The organism is Streptosporangium sp. NPDC049078 (genome assembly GCF_040648855.1).
GTDB lineage: Bacteria > Actinomycetota > Actinomycetes > Streptosporangiales > Streptosporangiaceae > Streptosporangium.
This window is the reverse complement of sequence record NZ_JBEZEL010000028.1, coordinates 51485-68160: the sequence shown is the minus strand read 5'-3', so window position 1 is coordinate 68160 and position 16676 is coordinate 51485. Positions and strand designations below refer to the sequence as shown.

Annotated in this window: 12 protein-coding genes; 6 read left to right on the top strand and 6 right to left on the bottom strand. The window is 69.5% G+C overall.

The features are described 5' to 3' along the window. Positions 1-7 precede the first annotated feature (7 nt). Positions 8-3373: a BTAD domain-containing putative transcriptional regulator gene (locus tag AB0B90_RS36285; RefSeq protein ID WP_362926513.1), complete on the bottom strand. Its 3366-nt coding sequence runs from the start codon at positions 3371-3373 to the stop codon at positions 8-10. A gap of 183 nt (positions 3374-3556) precedes the next feature. Between AB0B90_RS36285 and mscL the strand changes: the two genes are divergently transcribed. From mscL to AB0B90_RS36265, 4 genes are all read left to right on the top strand, one after another. Further along, on the top strand, positions 3557-3985 hold the full coding sequence (gene mscL / locus AB0B90_RS36280; RefSeq protein WP_350948519.1) for a large conductance mechanosensitive channel protein MscL: 429 nt from the start codon (positions 3557-3559) through the stop codon (positions 3983-3985). A 108-nt stretch (positions 3986-4093) separates the two neighbouring features. Further along, positions 4094-7162, top strand: a complete 3069-nt coding sequence (locus tag AB0B90_RS36275; protein ID WP_362926512.1) for a BTAD domain-containing putative transcriptional regulator — start codon at positions 4094-4096, stop codon at positions 7160-7162. Between the two features lie 246 nt (positions 7163-7408). After that, on the top strand, positions 7409-8140 hold the full coding sequence (locus AB0B90_RS36270) for a hypothetical protein (RefSeq protein ID WP_350948517.1): 732 nt from the start codon (positions 7409-7411) through the stop codon (positions 8138-8140). A 73-nt stretch (positions 8141-8213) separates the two neighbouring features. Then, a complete protein-coding gene (locus AB0B90_RS36265) occupies positions 8214-8405 on the top strand; it encodes a hypothetical protein (RefSeq protein ID WP_362926511.1) in 192 nt (63 codons plus the stop codon). A 41-nt stretch (positions 8406-8446) separates the two neighbouring features. Here AB0B90_RS36265 and AB0B90_RS36260 read toward each other — a convergent pair whose 3' ends face one another. The 3 genes from AB0B90_RS36260 to AB0B90_RS36250 form a co-directional block, all read right to left on the bottom strand. After that, positions 8447-8824, bottom strand: coding sequence for a cellulose binding domain-containing protein (locus AB0B90_RS36260; protein ID WP_362897474.1), 378 nt, complete (start codon positions 8822-8824; stop codon positions 8447-8449). Between the two features lie 882 nt (positions 8825-9706). Continuing rightward, complete coding sequence (locus tag AB0B90_RS36255; RefSeq protein ID WP_362926510.1) at positions 9707-10525, bottom strand: anti-sigma factor; 819 nt, start codon at positions 10523-10525, stop codon at positions 9707-9709. Beyond that, on the bottom strand, positions 10509-11078 hold the full coding sequence (locus AB0B90_RS36250; RefSeq protein ID WP_350948513.1) for a sigma-70 family RNA polymerase sigma factor: 570 nt from the start codon (positions 11076-11078) through the stop codon (positions 10509-10511). The genes AB0B90_RS36255 and AB0B90_RS36250 overlap by 17 nt, the downstream gene beginning before the upstream one ends. 128 nt (positions 11079-11206) lie before the next feature. Between AB0B90_RS36250 and AB0B90_RS36245 the strand changes: the two genes are divergently transcribed. Both AB0B90_RS36245 and AB0B90_RS36240 read left to right on the top strand, forming a co-directional pair. After that, complete coding sequence (locus tag AB0B90_RS36245) at positions 11207-11806, top strand: hypothetical protein (protein ID WP_362926509.1); 600 nt, start codon at positions 11207-11209, stop codon at positions 11804-11806. Between the two features lie 714 nt (positions 11807-12520). Next, positions 12521-13237, top strand: a complete 717-nt coding sequence (locus AB0B90_RS36240) for a GntR family transcriptional regulator (RefSeq protein ID WP_350948511.1) — start codon at positions 12521-12523, stop codon at positions 13235-13237. A 663-nt stretch (positions 13238-13900) separates the two neighbouring features. Here the strand turns inward: AB0B90_RS36240 and AB0B90_RS36235 are convergent. Together AB0B90_RS36235 and AB0B90_RS36230 are read right to left on the bottom strand one after the other, a co-directional pair. Further along, a complete protein-coding gene (locus AB0B90_RS36235; protein ID WP_362926508.1) occupies positions 13901-14881 on the bottom strand; it encodes a Gfo/Idh/MocA family oxidoreductase in 981 nt (326 codons plus the stop codon). A 91-nt stretch (positions 14882-14972) separates the two neighbouring features. Next, a complete protein-coding gene (locus AB0B90_RS36230; protein ID WP_362897464.1) occupies positions 14973-16556 on the bottom strand; it encodes a peptide chain release factor 3 in 1584 nt (527 codons plus the stop codon). Between the last annotated feature and the right edge of the window lie 120 nt (positions 16557-16676).

Here is a 16676-nt window from a genome sequence, read left to right as displayed (position 1 = left end):
CGAGGCGTCACGGCGAGCGGAGCCTCTCGCCCAGCGCGCGGATCGCGGGCTCGTAGACGCGTGTCCCCGCCCCGGCGGCGAACGCCTCGGCCGCCCGCAGGTGGGCCTTCGCCCGACCCTCGTCACCGCCGAGCAGGGCGAGCCTGGCCAGGCACAGGTCGGTCAGGGACCAGCCCAGCAGACGGCCCGCGTGCGGGGCGAGCCTGCCGTACAGGATCTTCCCCGCCGCCTCGTCGCCCAGCGCCGCGCAGACCTCGCTCACCGCGTCGGGGACGAACCGGTAGGACAGCTCGGGACCTATCTCCGCGAACCCGTCGCGGGAGAGCTCGGCGAAGGCGTCGCGCGCCTCGGCCGTGCGGCCCAGGTCGATCAGGGCCAGGCAGCGCAGGACGCGCCAGGGCTTCTGGCCGGGGCGCCGGGCGAGCATCGCGTCGGCCAGCGCGAGCGCCTCGTCCGCCCTGCCCCGGTCGCGTCCCTTCCCCACCTCGTGAGCCCCGCCCGGCCCGTGACCCGCACCCACCTCGTGCGGCCGATCCGGCCCGTCGCCCTTGTCCGCCGCCCGCAGGGCCAGGAAGCGGAACATCTCCCGGCGCAACGACGCGTCGTCCCGCCCCAGCGCCCCCTCCGGGTGGGCCGCACCGGAGGCGTCGGCCGCGGCGAGCGCGTCGTCGAAGCGTCCGGACAGGTAGGCGTGCACCGCGGTCTGCCAGGCGGCCAGGCTGATCATCGAGGGAAGCCTGAGCCGCTCCGCGGTCTCCCGCAGCCAGGCGAGCAGCTCCACGGCCCGCTCCGCGTCCCCGCTGTCCCCGCTCGCGTTCAGCTCGACGTACTCGTTCTCCCTGCCGATCCACTCGACGACCAGGTCCCCGCCGCGGCGGCCGATCTCCGCGATCTCGCGGGCGACCGCCTCGCGGCGCCCGTGGTCGTGGCCGGAGCGCAGCAGGATCTGCAGGGCGATCAGCGTCCTGGACAGGGTCCGTTCGTCACCGGTGAGGCGGGCCATCCGCACCGCCTCCTCCGCCATCTCCGTGCTCCGCTCGACGGGCCGTACGGTGGAGCCGGTCAGCGCGGCGGCGGCGAGCAGTCGCGCCCGCCACGGCGAGTCCCCGGCCAGGCCGGAGGCGAGGACCCGGTCGATGCGCTCGGCGAGCCGGGCGATGCCGGTCATCTCCTCGTACATGGCGGAAGAGATCGGGTCGGAGAACCCCAAAACCGCCCTGGCCAGCCGGTTGTCGTCGCCGAACCGTTCGGCGATCTCCGCGGCGGCCTCCAGGGAGGCGTGGGCCGCGGCGCTCATCCCCGCCGCGGCCTGCGCCTCGGCCAGGTCGAGCAGCAGGTCGCAGCGGAGCGCGTCGTCGGGGCCCGGCAGCCGGTCGATCATCGCGATCGCCCGCTCCAGGTTCTCCACCGCGTCCTCGTGCGCGAACTGCGCGGTCGCCTGGGCCGCCGCGCGCCGGGTGTAGCCGATCGCCCTGCCCGCCATCCGGGAGTTCAGCAGGCCCTCGCGGTAGTGGTGGGCGATCTCGGTGAGGCGCGTCCCGCTGCGCTCCTCCAGCACCTCCGCGATCCGCGCGTGCAGCTTCCTGCGGCGCAGCGGCGGCAACGCCTCGCGCAGCACGTCACGGACGATGTCGTGAACGAACCGGCAGCTCGGCCCGTCCCCCTCCACCAGCAACCGGGCGCCCACGGCGGCGTCGACGATGTCGAGGATCCGCTCCTCCGGCAGCTCCGCCACGCGCGTCAGGATGTCGGTCGCCGCCTCCCTGCCGAGCAGTGCCGCGACGGTCAGCACCTCCTCGGTGCCGGGCGGCAGACCGGCCATCCGGCCGCGCACGACGTCCGACAGCGCCTCGGGGGTCTCCCCGAGTTGCAGCACCTCCCCCAGGAAGAACGGGTTGCCCGCGGTCAGCCTGTCCATCTCCGCGGCCAGGTCCGGGTCGGCGCCCGCCCGTCCCAGATACTCGCGGATCTCCTCCTCGGCCAGGCCGCGCAGCAGCAGCCGCCGCACGTGCGGCAGCCGCAGCAGCGCGCCGAGGGCGTGATCCAGCGGTTCGCCGGGGCGTACGTCGGTGTCGCGGTACGTGGCCACGACGGTCAACTCGGGGCAGAGCCTGGTGGAGGCGAGGAACTCCAGCAGCCGCAGCGACGAGGTGTCCGCCCACTGGAGGTCGTCGAGGACCACCAGGACCCGGCCGTGCTCGTTCAGCAGCCGGGCGAACGCCTCGTACAACGCGAACTGCCCGGCCTGCCCCGCGCCGGCCTGCCCGGCTCCGGCCAGCCGCGCCAGCTCGCCGTCCCTGCCGACCAGGTCCCGCACGGCCTGCGTCCAGGGCCAGAAGGGCGGCGCGCCGGCATCGCTCCAGCAGCGCCCCCACACCACCCGGTGGTCCCGCGCCCGCGCGGCCTCCGCGGCGTGCTCGGCCAGGCTGGTCTTGCCGATACCGGGCTCCCCGGCGAGCAGCACCACCCGATGCCCCTCACCGGCGACCGCCCGCTCCAGCACCTCGGCCTCGGCGTCCCGGCCCACCAGGCCGGCGCCCTCCCCCTTCGCCGACTCCTTCGCCGACTCCTTCACCGTCGCCTGGCCCGTGCTCGCCACGAGGCGGGGCCTCAGCCCGGGATCCTGGTCGAGGATGCGCCGTTCCATCTCCCGCGACCGGGGATCGGGGTCCAGCCCCATCTCCTCCATCAGCAACCGGCGTCCCTCGGCGAGCACGCCGAGCGCGTCGGCCTGCCGTCCCGCCTGGTAGAGCGCGTGGGCGGCGAGCACGCGCAGCCGTTCCCTGAAGGGGTGTGCGCCGATCAGGTGGGCGAGCCCGCTCGTCAGCGCCGCCCCCCGGCCGAGCGCGAGTTCCGCCTCGGCCAGATCCTCCTCGATCGTGAGCCGCAGCTCGGCCAGGTGTGAGCTCTCCTCCACCGCCCAGGAGGTGTCGGAGAGGTCCGCGAGCGGCTCCCCCCTCCACTCCCCCAACGCCAGCCGCAACCGCCCGACCGCTCCCTCGTGGTCGCCCCCGGCCCCCAGGCTCCTGCCCTCGGCCAGCCGCTCCCGTACCCTGCCCAGGTCGATCGCGCCGCCGGGGACGTCCAGTACGTAGCCTCCCGGTTTGCTGACCAGAACCGTCGGGGGAACGTTCCTCGTCCTGCCCGGCTCGAAGACGCGGCGGAGCTTGGAGACGTACGCCTGCACGGTGTTGAGCGCCCCCGGAGGGGGGTCGCCCTCCCAGAGCGCGTCGATCAGCCGGTGCGGGGCGACCGGCCGCGGGGCGGCGAGGACGCACATGGCCAGCACCAGCCGCTGCTGGTAGGGGCCGATGTCCAGCGCGCCCCCTTCGTCGGTGAACGCCTCGACAGGGCCCAGCACACGAAAGTCCATCCGGCCACCTCGCTCGTGAATGCGCTGATAGTAACCTTTCATCCTCGCTGCCCTATTCGGCCGGTACGGCCGCGCGCGGTCTTGCCGATATTCTCCTCACCGGAGAAAATCCCGGAAAAGACGGAAGTTTGGCCGCCGACAGGTGAGCAAAGCGACCGTCCTCACGAGTGAAGGACATGAGTGATGGGCGGATTCAAGAAGTTCCTGATGAGGGGCAACCTCGTCGAGCTCGCCGTGGCGGTCGTGATCGGAGCGACCTTCAGCGGGCTGGTGCAGGCCCTGGTCAAGGACCTCATCACGCCGCTGATCGGGGCGATCACGGGTGGCAGGGAGCCGGACTTCTCGCAGTACGTGTTCACGATCAACGGTTCCAAGTTCATGTACGGCGACTTCATCAACCACCTGCTGAGCTTCCTCATCATCGCCGCGGTCATCTACTGGTTCGTCGTGATGCCCATGACCCGGCTGGTCGCCTTCTTCGACAGGAACAAGCAGGCCACCGAGAAGGACTGTCCGGAGTGCCTGAGCAGCATTCCGGTCGAGGCCAGGCGCTGCGCGTTCTGCACCGTGGAGCTGTCGCGGGTCGCCGTCGCCGACAAGCCGCCGGCGTAACCCGGCCCCGCCCCCGGGCCCCCGGGGCCCCGGGGTCCTCAATGATCATTGACGGGCAGTGGAAGGTCGGGCAAACTTGGCCCCTGCGAAGTCTTCCAGGGGAGTGGTATGGACTTCTCCGTCCTGGGGCCGGTCGAAGTGCGCGCCGACCACCAGGCGCTTCCCCTGGGCGGACGCAAACAGAGGGCCCTGCTCGCGGTTCTGCTTCACCACGCCAACAGGTCCGTGCCCGACGACCTGCTCGTGGACGCGCTCTGGAGCGAGCAGCCGCCGAAGACGTCCGCCAGCAACCTGCGCCTGTACGCCTCCCGCGTCCGCCAGTCCCTGGGCGGCGACCGGATCCTGCGCAGGAACGGCGGCTACCTGCTGGTCGTGCACCCCGGCGAGCTGGACGTCCATCGATTCCAGTCACTGGCGGCGGAGGGCCGCGACGCGTTCCTGCACGGCGACCACCACGAGGCCGCCGACCTCCTCCACCGGGCCCTGCGGCTGTGGCGCGGCCCCGCGTACGCCGACCTGCGGTTCGTCGACGACCTGTCCGGCGAGGCGGCGCGCCTGGAGGAGCTACGGCTCACCACCCTGGAGAACCGTGTCGAGGCCGACCTCACGGTGAGGTTCCAGCCGGAGCTCGTCGCCGAACTCACCGGCCACGTGAACGCCCACCCGCTCCGTGAACGCCTGCGGGCGCACCTCATCCTGGCGCTCGCCCGCTCCGGCCGGAGCGCCGAGGCGCTCACGGTGTACGCCGACGCCCGGCGCCTGCTGAACGAGGAGCTCGGCGTCGAGCCCGGGGAACGGCTCCGCGACCTCCACCGGCTGATCCTGGCCGGGGAGTGGGCGACCCCCGAGCACCCGCAGGACGACCAGCCGGAAACCGGACAGGGCCCGCCCGAGTCGCGCGATCCTCCCGCGGAGCTGCCGATGAACATCGCCGACTTCGCGGGGCGCGACGAGCAGGTCAGGGAGCTCGTCGCCCGGCTGGAGGAGTGCTCCACGACGACCGTCTCGGTCATCACCGGAATGGGCGGCATCGGCAAGACGACGCTGGCGCTGCACGTGGCGCACCGGATCGCGGACAGGTTTCCCGGAGGGCAGCTCTACGTCGACCTGCAGGGCGCGCACGAGGAGGAGCAGGCGCACCCCGGCCACGTGCTCGGACGGTTCCTCGTCGCGCTGGGGGTGCCCGGGTCGAGCATCCCCGAGTCGGTCGAGGCACGCGCCGCGCTGTACCGCAGCCGCCTCGCCCGCGAGAAGGTCCTCATCGTCCTCGACAACGCGGCCTCCGAGGAGCAGGTCAGACCCCTGCTCCCCGGCGTGTCCGGCTGCGCCGTGATCGTCACGAGCCGCGCGAGGCTCTCCGGCCTGGAAGGCGTACGGCCGGTCGAGCTGGACGTCCTGAGCACCCAGGAGGCCGTGGACCTGCTCTCGCGGATGGTCGGGCACGACCGCGTCGCCGCACAGCTCCCCGCCGCCACCGAGCTCGTCTGGCTGTGTGACCGCATCCCGCTCGCCGTACGCGTCGCGGGCGCGCGGCTCGCCGCCCGCCCCCGGCAGAGCATCGCCTGGCTCGTGGGGCGGCTCGCCGACGAGCGCGGACGCCTCGACCAGCTGACCGTCGGCGACCACGCGGTCAGGGCGAGCCTCGCCCAAAGCTACGTCGGCCTCCCGGAGAACGCGCGACGCGCCTTCCGGCTGCTCGGCCTTCTCGACGTGCCCGGCTTCGCGAGCTGGGTCCCCGCCACCCTGCTCGACCGCCCCGACCAGGAAGGGCAGACATACCTGGAGCTCCTGGTGGACGCGCAGCTCGCCACCATCTCCGGGATCGACGCCACCGGACAGGCCCGCTACCGCTTCCACGACCTCGTACGGCTGTACGCCCGCGAGCGCGCGGAGGCCGAGGAGGAGCCCGCCGAGCTGCTGCGCGCGACGACCCGGGCGTTCGGCGCGTGGCTCTGGCTGGCCGAACAGGCGATGGAGCACGTCCACGGCGCCTGCTACGCCGTACTCCACGGCCCCGCACCGCGCCGGGCGCTACCGGGGGAGATCGCCGCGTCCCTCCTGCGCGACCCCCTCGCCTGGTTCAACGCCGAACGGACCGCGCTCGCCGGTCTCGTCGAGCAGGCCTGCGCTTTGGCACTCGACGACTTCGCCTGGGACCTCGCCGGATGCCTCGAACGCTACTTCGACTCCCACGGCTTCTTCTCCGAGTGCCGGCGCCTCAACGAACGGGCCATGCTCGCCTGCCGTACGGCGGGAAACCTGCTCGGCGAGGCCGTCATGCTGCGCGGACTGCTCGACGTGACCACCTGGACCGGCGTCGAGCACGAGGGCGGCGCGATGGTCGCGCTGCACACCAACGCCGTCCGGCTCGCCGAGATGTTCGCCGAGGTCGGCGAGCTGCGTGGGCTGTCGGACGCCCACGTGATGTGCGCCTGGGGCCTGGCCGCACAGGGATTCGTCGAACCGGCCGTGGAGGCGGCGGAGACGGCACTGCGCCTCGCCGAGGAGACCGACCACCTCGGCGGCCGGGCACGCGCGCACCTCGCCCTCGGCATCACGAACGGCCAGCGGGACGTCCCCTCGGCGATCCCGCACCTGGTGAGCGCGCTGCAGGTGGCCGAAATGCTGGGAAACCCGCGCTTCGAGGCGACATGCCTGCAGTTCCTCGGCCTCGCGTACGTCGAGACCGGCCAGTTCGAACCCGCGGAACGGTGTCTCAACCGCTCGCTCGTCATGTCCCGGATGGCGAAGGACCCGGCCTCCGAGGCGATGACCCTGGTCACGCTGGCGAAGCTCTACAGCGGCGACGGCGACGAGCGGGCGCGCCCCACGGCCGAGACCGTGGAGGAGCTCAGCCGCCGCTACAACCTCACCCACCACCTCGCCGACGCCCTCTGGATCCTGGGCGACCTCGACCGCGCCGACGGCGACTACCCGCGAGCCGTCGAACGCCTCACCGAATCCGTGGCGCTGTGGCGCACCCGCAGCTGGACCACATACCTGGCGGGCGCGCTCCGCAGCCTCGGCCTCGCCCACGTGGCGGCCGGCCACGGTGAGAAGGCCCTGAAATGCTGGCGCGAGTCCCACGAACTCTTCACCCTCATCGGGGACAGGGCGAAGGCGGACGACCTCGCCGGACTACTCGGACGCCACTCCTCGATCACCGGCTGCCCCTGATCAGCTTTTTTTGTATGCGGAAAATATGCAGTCGCTCCGTAGGGTCCGAGTGGCAGGAGATTTAGTGGTCGTCTGAAGCTTCACGATCCGTACGAGAATGAGCAGACTCGTTCTCACCGGGGTCACACAGGGGCTGACCCTTCCCGCGTATCGTGAGCCCTCGGCCATCAGCGTGTCCTCCGGGCCGATCACCCGATCGGTCCGGCCCTTTCCCTCCGGGAGAGGCACCCGGAGGACAATGGAACCGTGAGTTTCGAACTGGCCGTCTGGTACGAGCCCAAACCGATCACCAGAGAACGCGCGGAGAACGTCTTCCTGGGCCTCCGTAACACCGAGCCTCGGCCCGCCGCCGGGGCGGCTCCTTACAATGCCGGGGCAACTCCCACCGGGGAAGCCCATGACGCCGAGACGGCTCCCGCCGGGGAGCCTCAGGACGCGGGTCCCCGTCCCGAAGAGGGGGAAGACGCCGCCGAGGCGCACCCGGGGCTGGCGGCCTTCGCCGACCGACTGCCCGGGGCCGAGTGGCTCTCCCCCGACCACGTCCTGGTCAGCATGGACCCCGAGCGGGCCGACGAGGTGTCCTCCGAGATCTTCGCCCTGGCCACCGAGTGCGGGCTCGTCTGCTACGACCCGCAGCGCGGCCTGGTGCACAACCTGTCTCCGCGGGGCGTCTACCCGACCATGGAGATGCGCACGGGCGACGGGATGATCGTGGTCTCACCGGACCTCCAGCTCATCTCCGACGCGCTCGCGACCATGTCCCCGCAGAACCCGTTCACCGCCCTGGTCGTCTTCGGCGAGCACTTCGTCCAGAGCTCGCCGGAGATCTCGGGCTACGAGCTTGAGTACAAGGACAGCGTCAGAAACCGGATGTTCCGCACGCACGTCCCGGACCTGAAGGCGGTCCAGGAGGCCTTCACCGAGTACGCCACCGGCGAGCGCGCCTTCTTGGAACGCCACGACTGGAAGCTCGTCTGACTTCGTTTTGACGGGGCGGTTCCATTTTCCGGGGCCCGAGGCGCCTTCCGGGGGTGCCGTGTGGTTTTTCTCGGTGCTCATTGAGCTGATCTCAGCGAATTTCGGTTGGATGATCGTGCTCGAATTGGGTGAGGACGAGGGCGGCGCGGGTGATGTCGCCGATTTTGCCGGGGCCGGCGGTGATGCGCCGGCGGCCTTCGAGCCTCATGGCCCGGGCGGACGTCGTCGCAGAATACGAGAAGTTCCTGATCTCGTGACAAACTGAAAGCCGACGAACGGACGAGCCTCATGGACTCGCCCGTTTCATCAATAGGTGATGGTGCACTGACTGGAAGTGGGAAGAGGCGGCGAGGTGGTCGTCATAGGCATGTCGATCTCGAACCCGAAGTTCGCGTACTGGTTCGGCAGGATGGCGCCGTTCCACGACGCCGGTCTCCACACGGTCGTCGAGAACCTATTCACGTTCCAGAACAGGTGAACGACCGCGCCCGCCGAGAAGGGAAAGTTGATGACCGCCTCCCAGGTGGTCGACGGTGTCGTGCCGGTGTTGGTCAGCCGCGCATCGACCTGCCACCTGTACTGCCCGCCGACGGTCCCCCGGTAATTGGCTTGGAACGTCAACGTGCAGGTGGTGGCGGCGTTGGCGGGTGTGACGACGGTGAACGCGCCGAACAAGGCGGCCACCAGCCACATGATCAGGCGCCGTCGCCGACGGACGCGCCGTTCTGTCATGGGCCTCTCCTGTCAGGAAGTGCGCGCGATGAAAGACACACGCATAGGCGATGATCGAACGATACGATCGGCATCGAATATCGTCAACGGCACTGAAAGTTTCAGCTATTCAATGAAATGATCTCAGTGGAATAGTTCCGACAGCTGGGATTTCTGAGACATGAATGGTGGAATTCCAGGCTTATCGGGAGAAGTCTCGGCCGCGACCACAAGATCTCCCGTGTCACCACCTACCGCTCCATCGACGAAGGAATCGAGATCCTCGCTCAAAGGCCGACGGCGCACACTCCAGCGCATCACCGCCGACCTCAGCCGGATCAGCGCCATCGTCAAAGCCGCACTCGTCCTCACCCATTTCGAGCACGGCTACATGACGTAGGAGTCGCTGAGATCATCTCATTGTGGTTGTTCGTATTCTCATACGAGCGGGCGGGTGCTCTTTGTGCCCGCTGCGGTGGGCGGGTGCTCCGGCCGGCCGTCTCAGTTGCGCTCCGGTGTTTCAGGCCTCCGGCCTGCTCGGGCGTGGTGGTTGCGGGCTCTTTTTAAGCCGGCCGGAGCACCCGCCCACCTCCGCTGCACGTGTTCGGGCCGTGCGGGGTGCGGGCCGTAGTTGCTTTCTTTCCGGCCGCCCTGACGACCCGCCGCCGCTGAAGCGTCTTTCAAGGCACGTTCAGGGTGAGTCGCCGTAGCTGAAGCGTCCCGTGCACGACCCAGTCCAGGGCTGAGGCGCCACAGGCCGCCCCCGCGCAACCCGAATGACCGTTGGCCTCCTGTTAACCGGATTCTGCGTGGACACGCGAGCCGAGCCCGCCGCCGATGCGACGGGCTCGTCCCCTATCCGTGCAGGGTTCCGCGCAGGAAGCTGTCAGAGGAATGTCCGGGATCTCCGTCGAGCGGTTCGCGCGAAACGTCCACAACCGGATAGTCGGTGGTCCTGACGTTCGCGGGCAAGGGGTATGAGGCCTCTCCCGAAGGGCCCAGCGTTCCGAGCGAGATCATCCGCTTCGCGGCCTGGTCGAGCAGCCAGACCTCGTAGAAGCCGTCGGGTGCGGGCAGCCCGCTGAGACGGACCTGCAGGCGTTCGCCGTCCGATCCGGTCCTGAGCTCCGCCACGCCGTCTCCCTGCTTGCCCGGCAGTGCGCTGAGCACCGTCTGAGCCACGACGGTGTCACGATTCGGAGCCAGCCCCTGGAAGAGGAACGTACCGCCGATCCCGATGACCAGACCGGCGGCCACGGCGGCGAGCAGTTGGACGCGGCGGCCGACACGCGACCTCGCCGCCCCGCTGCCCGCTTCGCGGGAAGGACGGAGCGGGCGGGGCCGCGCGGGCGCTACGGCAGGAGCGGCCGGGTCCGGCGGAGCACTCGGGCCTGCGGACCCGCCCAGGCCGGGCGAGGCCTTCGGCTTGGCCTGGACGAGCGGAGCAGCCTGAGCAGGTCCGGGCAAAAGGTCGGGAGAAAGGCCAAGCTCCGCGCGTATCCCCTCCCATACATCAGGGCTGGGATGCTCCAGCGGTCCCTGCCTGACGGCGGAAACGACCTGAGCGAGCCCCTCGAGACGTTCACGGCAGTCCGGGCAGGTGGCCAGGTGCGCGGAATCGCCCTCCTCCCCCAGGGCGATCAGCGCGAGCGTGTCATCATTCAGATGGTGCACCGTTCACCCCCAGACGTCGGCGCAGCCGGTCGAGCCCTCGGCTGATGTGACTTTTGACCGTGCCCAGTGGCAGATCCAGCTTGGCAGCGATCTCGATGTGCGTGAGCTGCTGGTAAAAGGCCAGTTCAAGGATGGTACGTCGCGGCTCGCCCAGCTTGTTCAGCTCATCGGTCAGCAGGACACCGTCGGTCACCGTGTCCAGGGCGGGAGGCTCCTCGACGGCGGAGCCCACGGTGTGGGAGATCTTCTGATCCCGCTGAATCAGCCTCCAGCGGTCGGCCACCTTGTGACGGGTGATGCCGGTGAGCCAGGCGGCCAGGGATCCGGCCTCGGCGTTGTAGCCGGCTCTGCCCTTCCACGCGGCGATGAACACCTGTTGGGTGACGTCCTCGGCATCGGCGGCGTGCCGCAGCGAGCGCAGCGCGAGCGTGTAGACCATCGGGGCCCATCGGCGGTACGCCTCGGCCAGGCAGCGCTCGTCTCCGCCGCGCAGGCCGTCGGCCAGGGCGTCCTCGTCCAGTTCGGCTCTGTCGTCGTCAGTGCTGTGCGACATGTCCGGTGGGGGTGGTCGGGAACAATCATCATCCATTTCTTCGGCGGCGAATGGGGGGTGAAGGTGCATCCATGCGGCGCCCGGCCCAAGAAGAGGGGGTGATGTCGTCAAGGAAGGGAAAACCTACCATGCGCCTTCTTCGTACGCTGAGCTCGGTCGCGGCCTGCGCCGCCCTCCTCGTTCTCCCTCTCCAGGCTCCGGCCTCGGCTGCCACGACCGCGCCCGTCAAGGGCGGCGAGACCAAGGTCACCACGGTCCGGGGCCTGGGCAAGGTCCTTCTTGAGAACGGAATCGCCGTCTACGCCACCTCTCCCGGCAAGACCGGGGTTCACCTCTCCGGCGACAACCTGGCGCTCTCCTTCAGCTACCCGGTCACCGGTGGCCGGGCCTCGGTCGACCCGTTGGCCGGGAAGGTCGGGCACCGCGGCGACCTGGCGTTCGTCAACGTGAAGAACGGCAAGCGGCTCAAGGTCGGCGACTTCGTCATCGACCTGGCCAAGGGCAAGATCAGTGGCAACGTCAACGACAACCCCAAGTCCCGCGTTCCGGTCTTCGACCTCGACCTGTCGGTCGCCAAGCTCAAGGTGGACGGCTCGGTCGTGCACGCCCGCAACATCCGGGTCAAGCTGACCGCCGTCGCGGCGGGCGCGCTGAACAAGACGCTGAAGACCCACCTGTTCTCGGGAGGCCAGCGAATCGGCACCGCGTCGACCACTCTGCGCCTCTGAGCGGCCCCGACGCCGTTCCCCCCAACCGGTGAGGCCACAACCCTGCCTGGTGAGCTTTCAGCTCGTAAAGCGCCCCGGCCCATGAGGGCCGGGGCGCCTTACGTGTTTTCGGGACCTTCCGGTGTTTCCAGGGTGTCTCGGGGTTCTCCGGACGCGAGGAGAGGGGGATCACGGCCGCATGGACACTATGGCGGGGGATTCCGTGTGTCGCCGTCCCCGAGCCAGAGGAGGTCGGAGTGCAGTCGTCGTGCGGCACTGTGCGCGCTCGTCCACCGGCCGAAACCGTTGCCGTTCACTCCGACGGTTGCCGCCGCTCCGCCTGGCAGTGTCAGCCCGTATGCCACCACCTCTGTCATGACTCCTTCGTCATCCCTCGCACACTCCTGAATCAGGGCGAACAGGCGTGGCTCACCTGTCAGAGCGGATGTCTCTACACGGACGTGTCCCGACCCCGTATCGCGAGTGAGGTCTCCGCTGAAGCCCGAATCATGGCGGGCGGGCGGTTGGTCGGACTGAAGGGAACGTTCCACGGCGAGTGCTCTCTTCCTGCCTGGCGCCTCGCGAAGGCGGTGCGATCCGAATTCGTTCGCGAAGCAACCTGCCTGTTCTTTGGCCAGCGACAGCTCTATAGTGTTCTAGAGCAGCAGCAAAGTCAATCGCTGATTCAGAGTGCACTAGAACAGGAGTCTCATGATGGCCGGCAGCCCACAGGCGATGGCTCCATACAGGCGGATCGCCGCACAGATCAAGGCCAGGATCGAGAGCGGGGAGATCCGGCCGGGCGACCGGATTCCGTCGGTGCGGGAGATCATGCGCGACGAGGGAGTGTCCACCGCGACAGCCACCCGAGTCGCCGCCGTGCTGAGAGCGGAAGGCTACGCGGAGTCGGTTCCTGGGATCGGCACCCTGGCCAACCTGCCGAAGAAGATCACAGCAGGTTCCGATCGCCTTCAGATGCTGCGGGCGAACGGGAGCGGCTACCGCGAGGGCGAGCGAGTTGAGATCTTGAGCGCCGGTCTCGTTCCGGCACCCGAGGCTGTCGCGGACGCGCTGGAGATCGAAGAGGGAGTCGCCGTCGTCCAACGTCGTCGTGCCTACTACGACGACAGAGGGCTCGTGGCGCTGTCCACCTCATGGCTTCCGGGTGAGCTGGGCCAGGTGGTGCCCGAACTACTGGTCGCGGAACCGCTCCCGAGAATGACCTTCGGGCTGGTCGAGGACAGAGCGGGCCGACGGGCCGTCAGACGGCGCGACATCGTCGCCATCAGGCCGGTCCCCGAGGACATCGCCTCGGCACTCGGCATGGAAAGCGGTCAACCGGCACTCACCATGACCAACCTCTACTGGGACCAGCACGACGAGGTGACCGAGTACGCCGTGGACTTTCTCGGCCCCAGCCGCGAACTCTCAGCCGACTACACCCTGAAATAACCCCTCAACCGGATGGCGTGGCTGGACAAGAAGACGATCCACCTTGCCCTGACCTCTGCAGGTATCCCCTACCTCGGCGGTAATCAACGGGTGACATCCGAGGCCGGAATGCTCACGACATGAGTGGTGAAACCCGTGACATCGTGGAAGAACCGCTGCGTCGGACAGCCCAAGGCGATCACGATGACACCGGTGTCCACGACGAGGGGCCCGCTAGCGCGCCCGGGTAGTGCGGCCTGTGGCGCCTCAGCCCTGGACTGGGTCGTGCACAGGACGCTTCAGCTACGGCGACCCGCCCTGGAGGCCGGTAAAGGACGCTTCAGCGGCGGCGGGTCGTCAGGGCGGCCGGAAAGAAAGCAACTACGGCCCGCACCCCGCACGGCCCGAACACGTGCAGCGGAGGTGGGCGGGTGCTCCGGCCGGCTTAAAAGAGCCCGCAACCACCACGCCCGAGCAGGCCGGAGGCCTGAACCACCAGAGCGCAACTGAGACGGCCGGCCGGAGCACCCGCCCACCGCAGCGAGCACAAAGAGCCACCCACCCGCCGCATGCGCGCACGAACACCAACCACACCGGCGCAATGAGCACCCGCACGGTGCACCCGGAAAATCCGGGTGCACCGAAAGAGAACAGCCCCAGCTATAAGAAAAAACGCCCGCTCAACTATTCACCCGGGAAACGAACACCCACCTGCGAGCGAACCTCGTCCATGATGCCCATCACGTCCAACGTCGCCTGCCAGGGCATCAGCGGGCTCTCCAGCAGCCCCTCCCGCAGGCAGCGCATCGCCTCGACCGCCTCGTGCAGCATGCCCTTGCCGTCGAAGGGGACGTGGAAGGTCTCCGACTCGCCCTCCGTGGGATGCAGGACGAAGGTGTCGGGGCGGAAGAACGGGCCCGGCACCTCGATCCGGCCGAGCGGGCCGGAGATGGACGCGGCGACCGGGCTGTGCGTGGTGAGGCCGCAGGACAACAAGGCGACAGCGCCGTTGTCGTAGCCGAGCAGCACGCCGGTGTTCTCGTCCACCCCTTCCGGGGTGAGCCGCGCCCAGGAGCGCACACCGGCCGGGACGCCGAGCACCATGTGGGCGAAGGAGATCGGGTAGACGCCCACGTCGAGCAGGGCGCCGCCGCCGAGTTTCGGGTTGCGGAGCCGGTGCTCGGGCGGGACGGAGACGGAGAAGCCGAAGTCGGCGTGGACGGTGTTGACCGGGCCGATGGCGCCTCCCTCGACCAGTTCCATGACCTTGCGGACGGCCGGGAGGCAGCGCGTCCACATCGCCTCCATCAGGAACAGGCCGCGCTCCCGCGCGAGGTCGACCAGCGCGGCGGCCTCACCTCGGTTGAGGGTGAACGCCTTCTCGCACAGGACGGCCTTGCCTCCTTCGAGGCAGGCCCGTACGGCGTCGTGGTGGGCGTTCTGGGTGTTGGCCACGTAGACGATGTCCACGTCGGGGTCGGCGGCGAGCTCGGCCCAGCTTCCGTGGGCCCGCGGGATGCCGTGCCGGTCGGCGAAGGCCCGTGCGGACTCCTCCGACCGCGATCCGACCGCGACCACCTCGGCGTCAGGCAGGAGCTTCAGGTCCTCGGTGAAGGTCGTGGCGATGCCGCCGGTCGCCAGAATTCCCCACTTAATCACGCTCATAACGACATATCTCACCATGAATGTGCAACGAGAAGGTCCTGGCCCCCGGACCTCCTCGTCTCACCTTCACGCGACCCGTCTCACCTCGACATCACCCGCGCGTGTCCGCGAGCAGCGCGTTCAGCACCAGGTCGGGGTGCTCGCGCAGCACGCCGCGCATGCGCCACTCGTCGGTGAACAGCGCGAGCAGCACCCCGTCCAGCGAGCGGGTGAAGACCTCCACCCCGCGCTGGCGGGCCAGGATCAGCGCCGACTCGGCGTCGGTGAGCCTGGCGATGCTGAAGTCGAGCCGGTCCATCAGGATCTCGGTGTTGAACTCGGCGGCCATGCGGTGCTTGACCACGTCGAACTGCATCGGCCCCACCGCCGCGAGCACCGGCGACTGGTCGCCGCGGACGTCGGAGCGCAGCACCTGGACCACGCCCTCGGCGTCGAGCTGCTCGATGCCCTTGCGGAACTGCTTGGATCGGCTGGAGTCGCGGACCCTGGCGGTGGAGAAGTGCTCGGGGGCGAAGCTCGGGATCCTCGGGAACTCGACGGGCGGGCCGTCGTACAGCGTGTCACCGGGCCGCAGCGCGCTGGCGTTGACCAGGCCGACCACGTCGCCGGGGTACGCCTCGTCGATCGTGGCGCGCTCCTGGCCGAAGACCGACTGGGCGTACTTGGTGGCGAACGGGCGGGCGGTGGCCGCGTGGACGAGGACCATGCCGCGCTCGAACCTGCCCGAGCAGACCCGGACGAAGGCGATGCGGTCGCGGTGCGAGGGGTCCATGTTGGCCTGCACCTTGAAGACCAGGCCGGAGAACGGCTCCTCCAGCGGGCGCGGGTCGTCGGCGACATCGGGGCGAGGTGTGGGGGCGGGGGCGATGTCGACCATGGCGTCCAGCAGGCGGCCGACGCCGAAGTTGGACAGCGCGGCCCCGAACAGCACCGGGGTCGACTCGTGCGCCTCGAAGGTCTTCTGGTCGTGGTCGGCGCCGATCGCCGAGAGCAGGTCGATCTCGTCCTTGGCCCGCTCCCAGTCGCCGCCCAGCTCCGCGAGGGCCTGCTCGGCGCTCAGGTCGGTCTCGATGGCCTTGGTGGCGCCGCCGGGGGTGCGGGTGTAGCGGACGATCCGGTCGTCGGTGCGGTCGGCCACGCCGTGGAAGAAGCCGCCGGTGCCGATCGGCCAGGTGATCGGCGTCGGCTTCAGGCCGGTGCGCTCCTCGATCTCGTCCAGCAGCTCCAGGGCCTCGCGGCCCGGCCGGTCCCACTTGTTGACGAACGTGATCACGGGGATGCGGCGGTGCCGGCAGACCTCGAACAGCTTCAGGGTCTGCGGCTCCATGCCCTTGGCCGCGTCCAGCAGCATGACCGCGCAGTCGACGGCGGCGAGCACCCGGTAGGTGTCCTCGGAGAAGTCGGCGTGGCCGGGGGTGTCGACGAGGTTGAACATGTGCCCGCGGTACTCGAACCGGAGGGCGGCGGAGGTGATCGAGATGCCTCTCGCCTTCTCCATCTCCATCCAGTCGGAGGTGACCCCGCGCCGCCCGGACTTGCCGTGCACCGCACCCGCCTGGCTGATCGCGGAGGCGTGCAGCGCCAGTGCCTCGGTCATGGTCGACTTACCCGCGTCGGGGTGGCTGATCACCGCGAACGTGCGACGACGAGCCGCCTCCTGAATGATCGCGGCCATTACTGATCTCCTAGCGATGCGTGAGGTGGGGCAATCCGCGCACAGTGCGGGGGTGCTGGAGGGACCCCGCGTGGCGCTGAAACCAGCTTACGCGCCACCGTGGGTGTCAACAGATGTGGC

Excerpts from the sequence above, each read along its gene's own strand:
- AB0B90_RS36285 (WP_362926513.1), bottom strand. The coding sequence starts at position 3,373 with ATGGACTTTCGTGTGCTGGGCCCTGTCGAGGCGTTCACCGACGAAGGG.
- mscL (WP_350948519.1), top strand. The coding sequence starts at position 3,557 with ATGGGCGGATTCAAGAAGTTCCTGATGAGGGGCAACCTCGTCGAGCTC.
- AB0B90_RS36275 (WP_362926512.1), top strand. The coding sequence starts at position 4,094 with ATGGACTTCTCCGTCCTGGGGCCGGTCGAAGTGCGCGCCGACCACCAG.
- AB0B90_RS36250 (WP_350948513.1), bottom strand. The coding sequence starts at position 11,078 with ATGTCGCACAGCACTGACGACGACAGAGCCGAACTGGACGAGGACGCC.
- AB0B90_RS36245 (WP_362926509.1), top strand. The coding sequence starts at position 11,207 with ATGCGCCTTCTTCGTACGCTGAGCTCGGTCGCGGCCTGCGCCGCCCTC.
- AB0B90_RS36240 (WP_350948511.1), top strand. The coding sequence starts at position 12,521 with ATGGCTCCATACAGGCGGATCGCCGCACAGATCAAGGCCAGGATCGAG.
- AB0B90_RS36235 (WP_362926508.1), bottom strand. The coding sequence starts at position 14,881 with ATGAGCGTGATTAAGTGGGGAATTCTGGCGACCGGCGGCATCGCCACG.
- AB0B90_RS36230 (WP_362897464.1), bottom strand. The coding sequence starts at position 16,556 with ATGGCCGCGATCATTCAGGAGGCGGCTCGTCGTCGCACGTTCGCGGTG.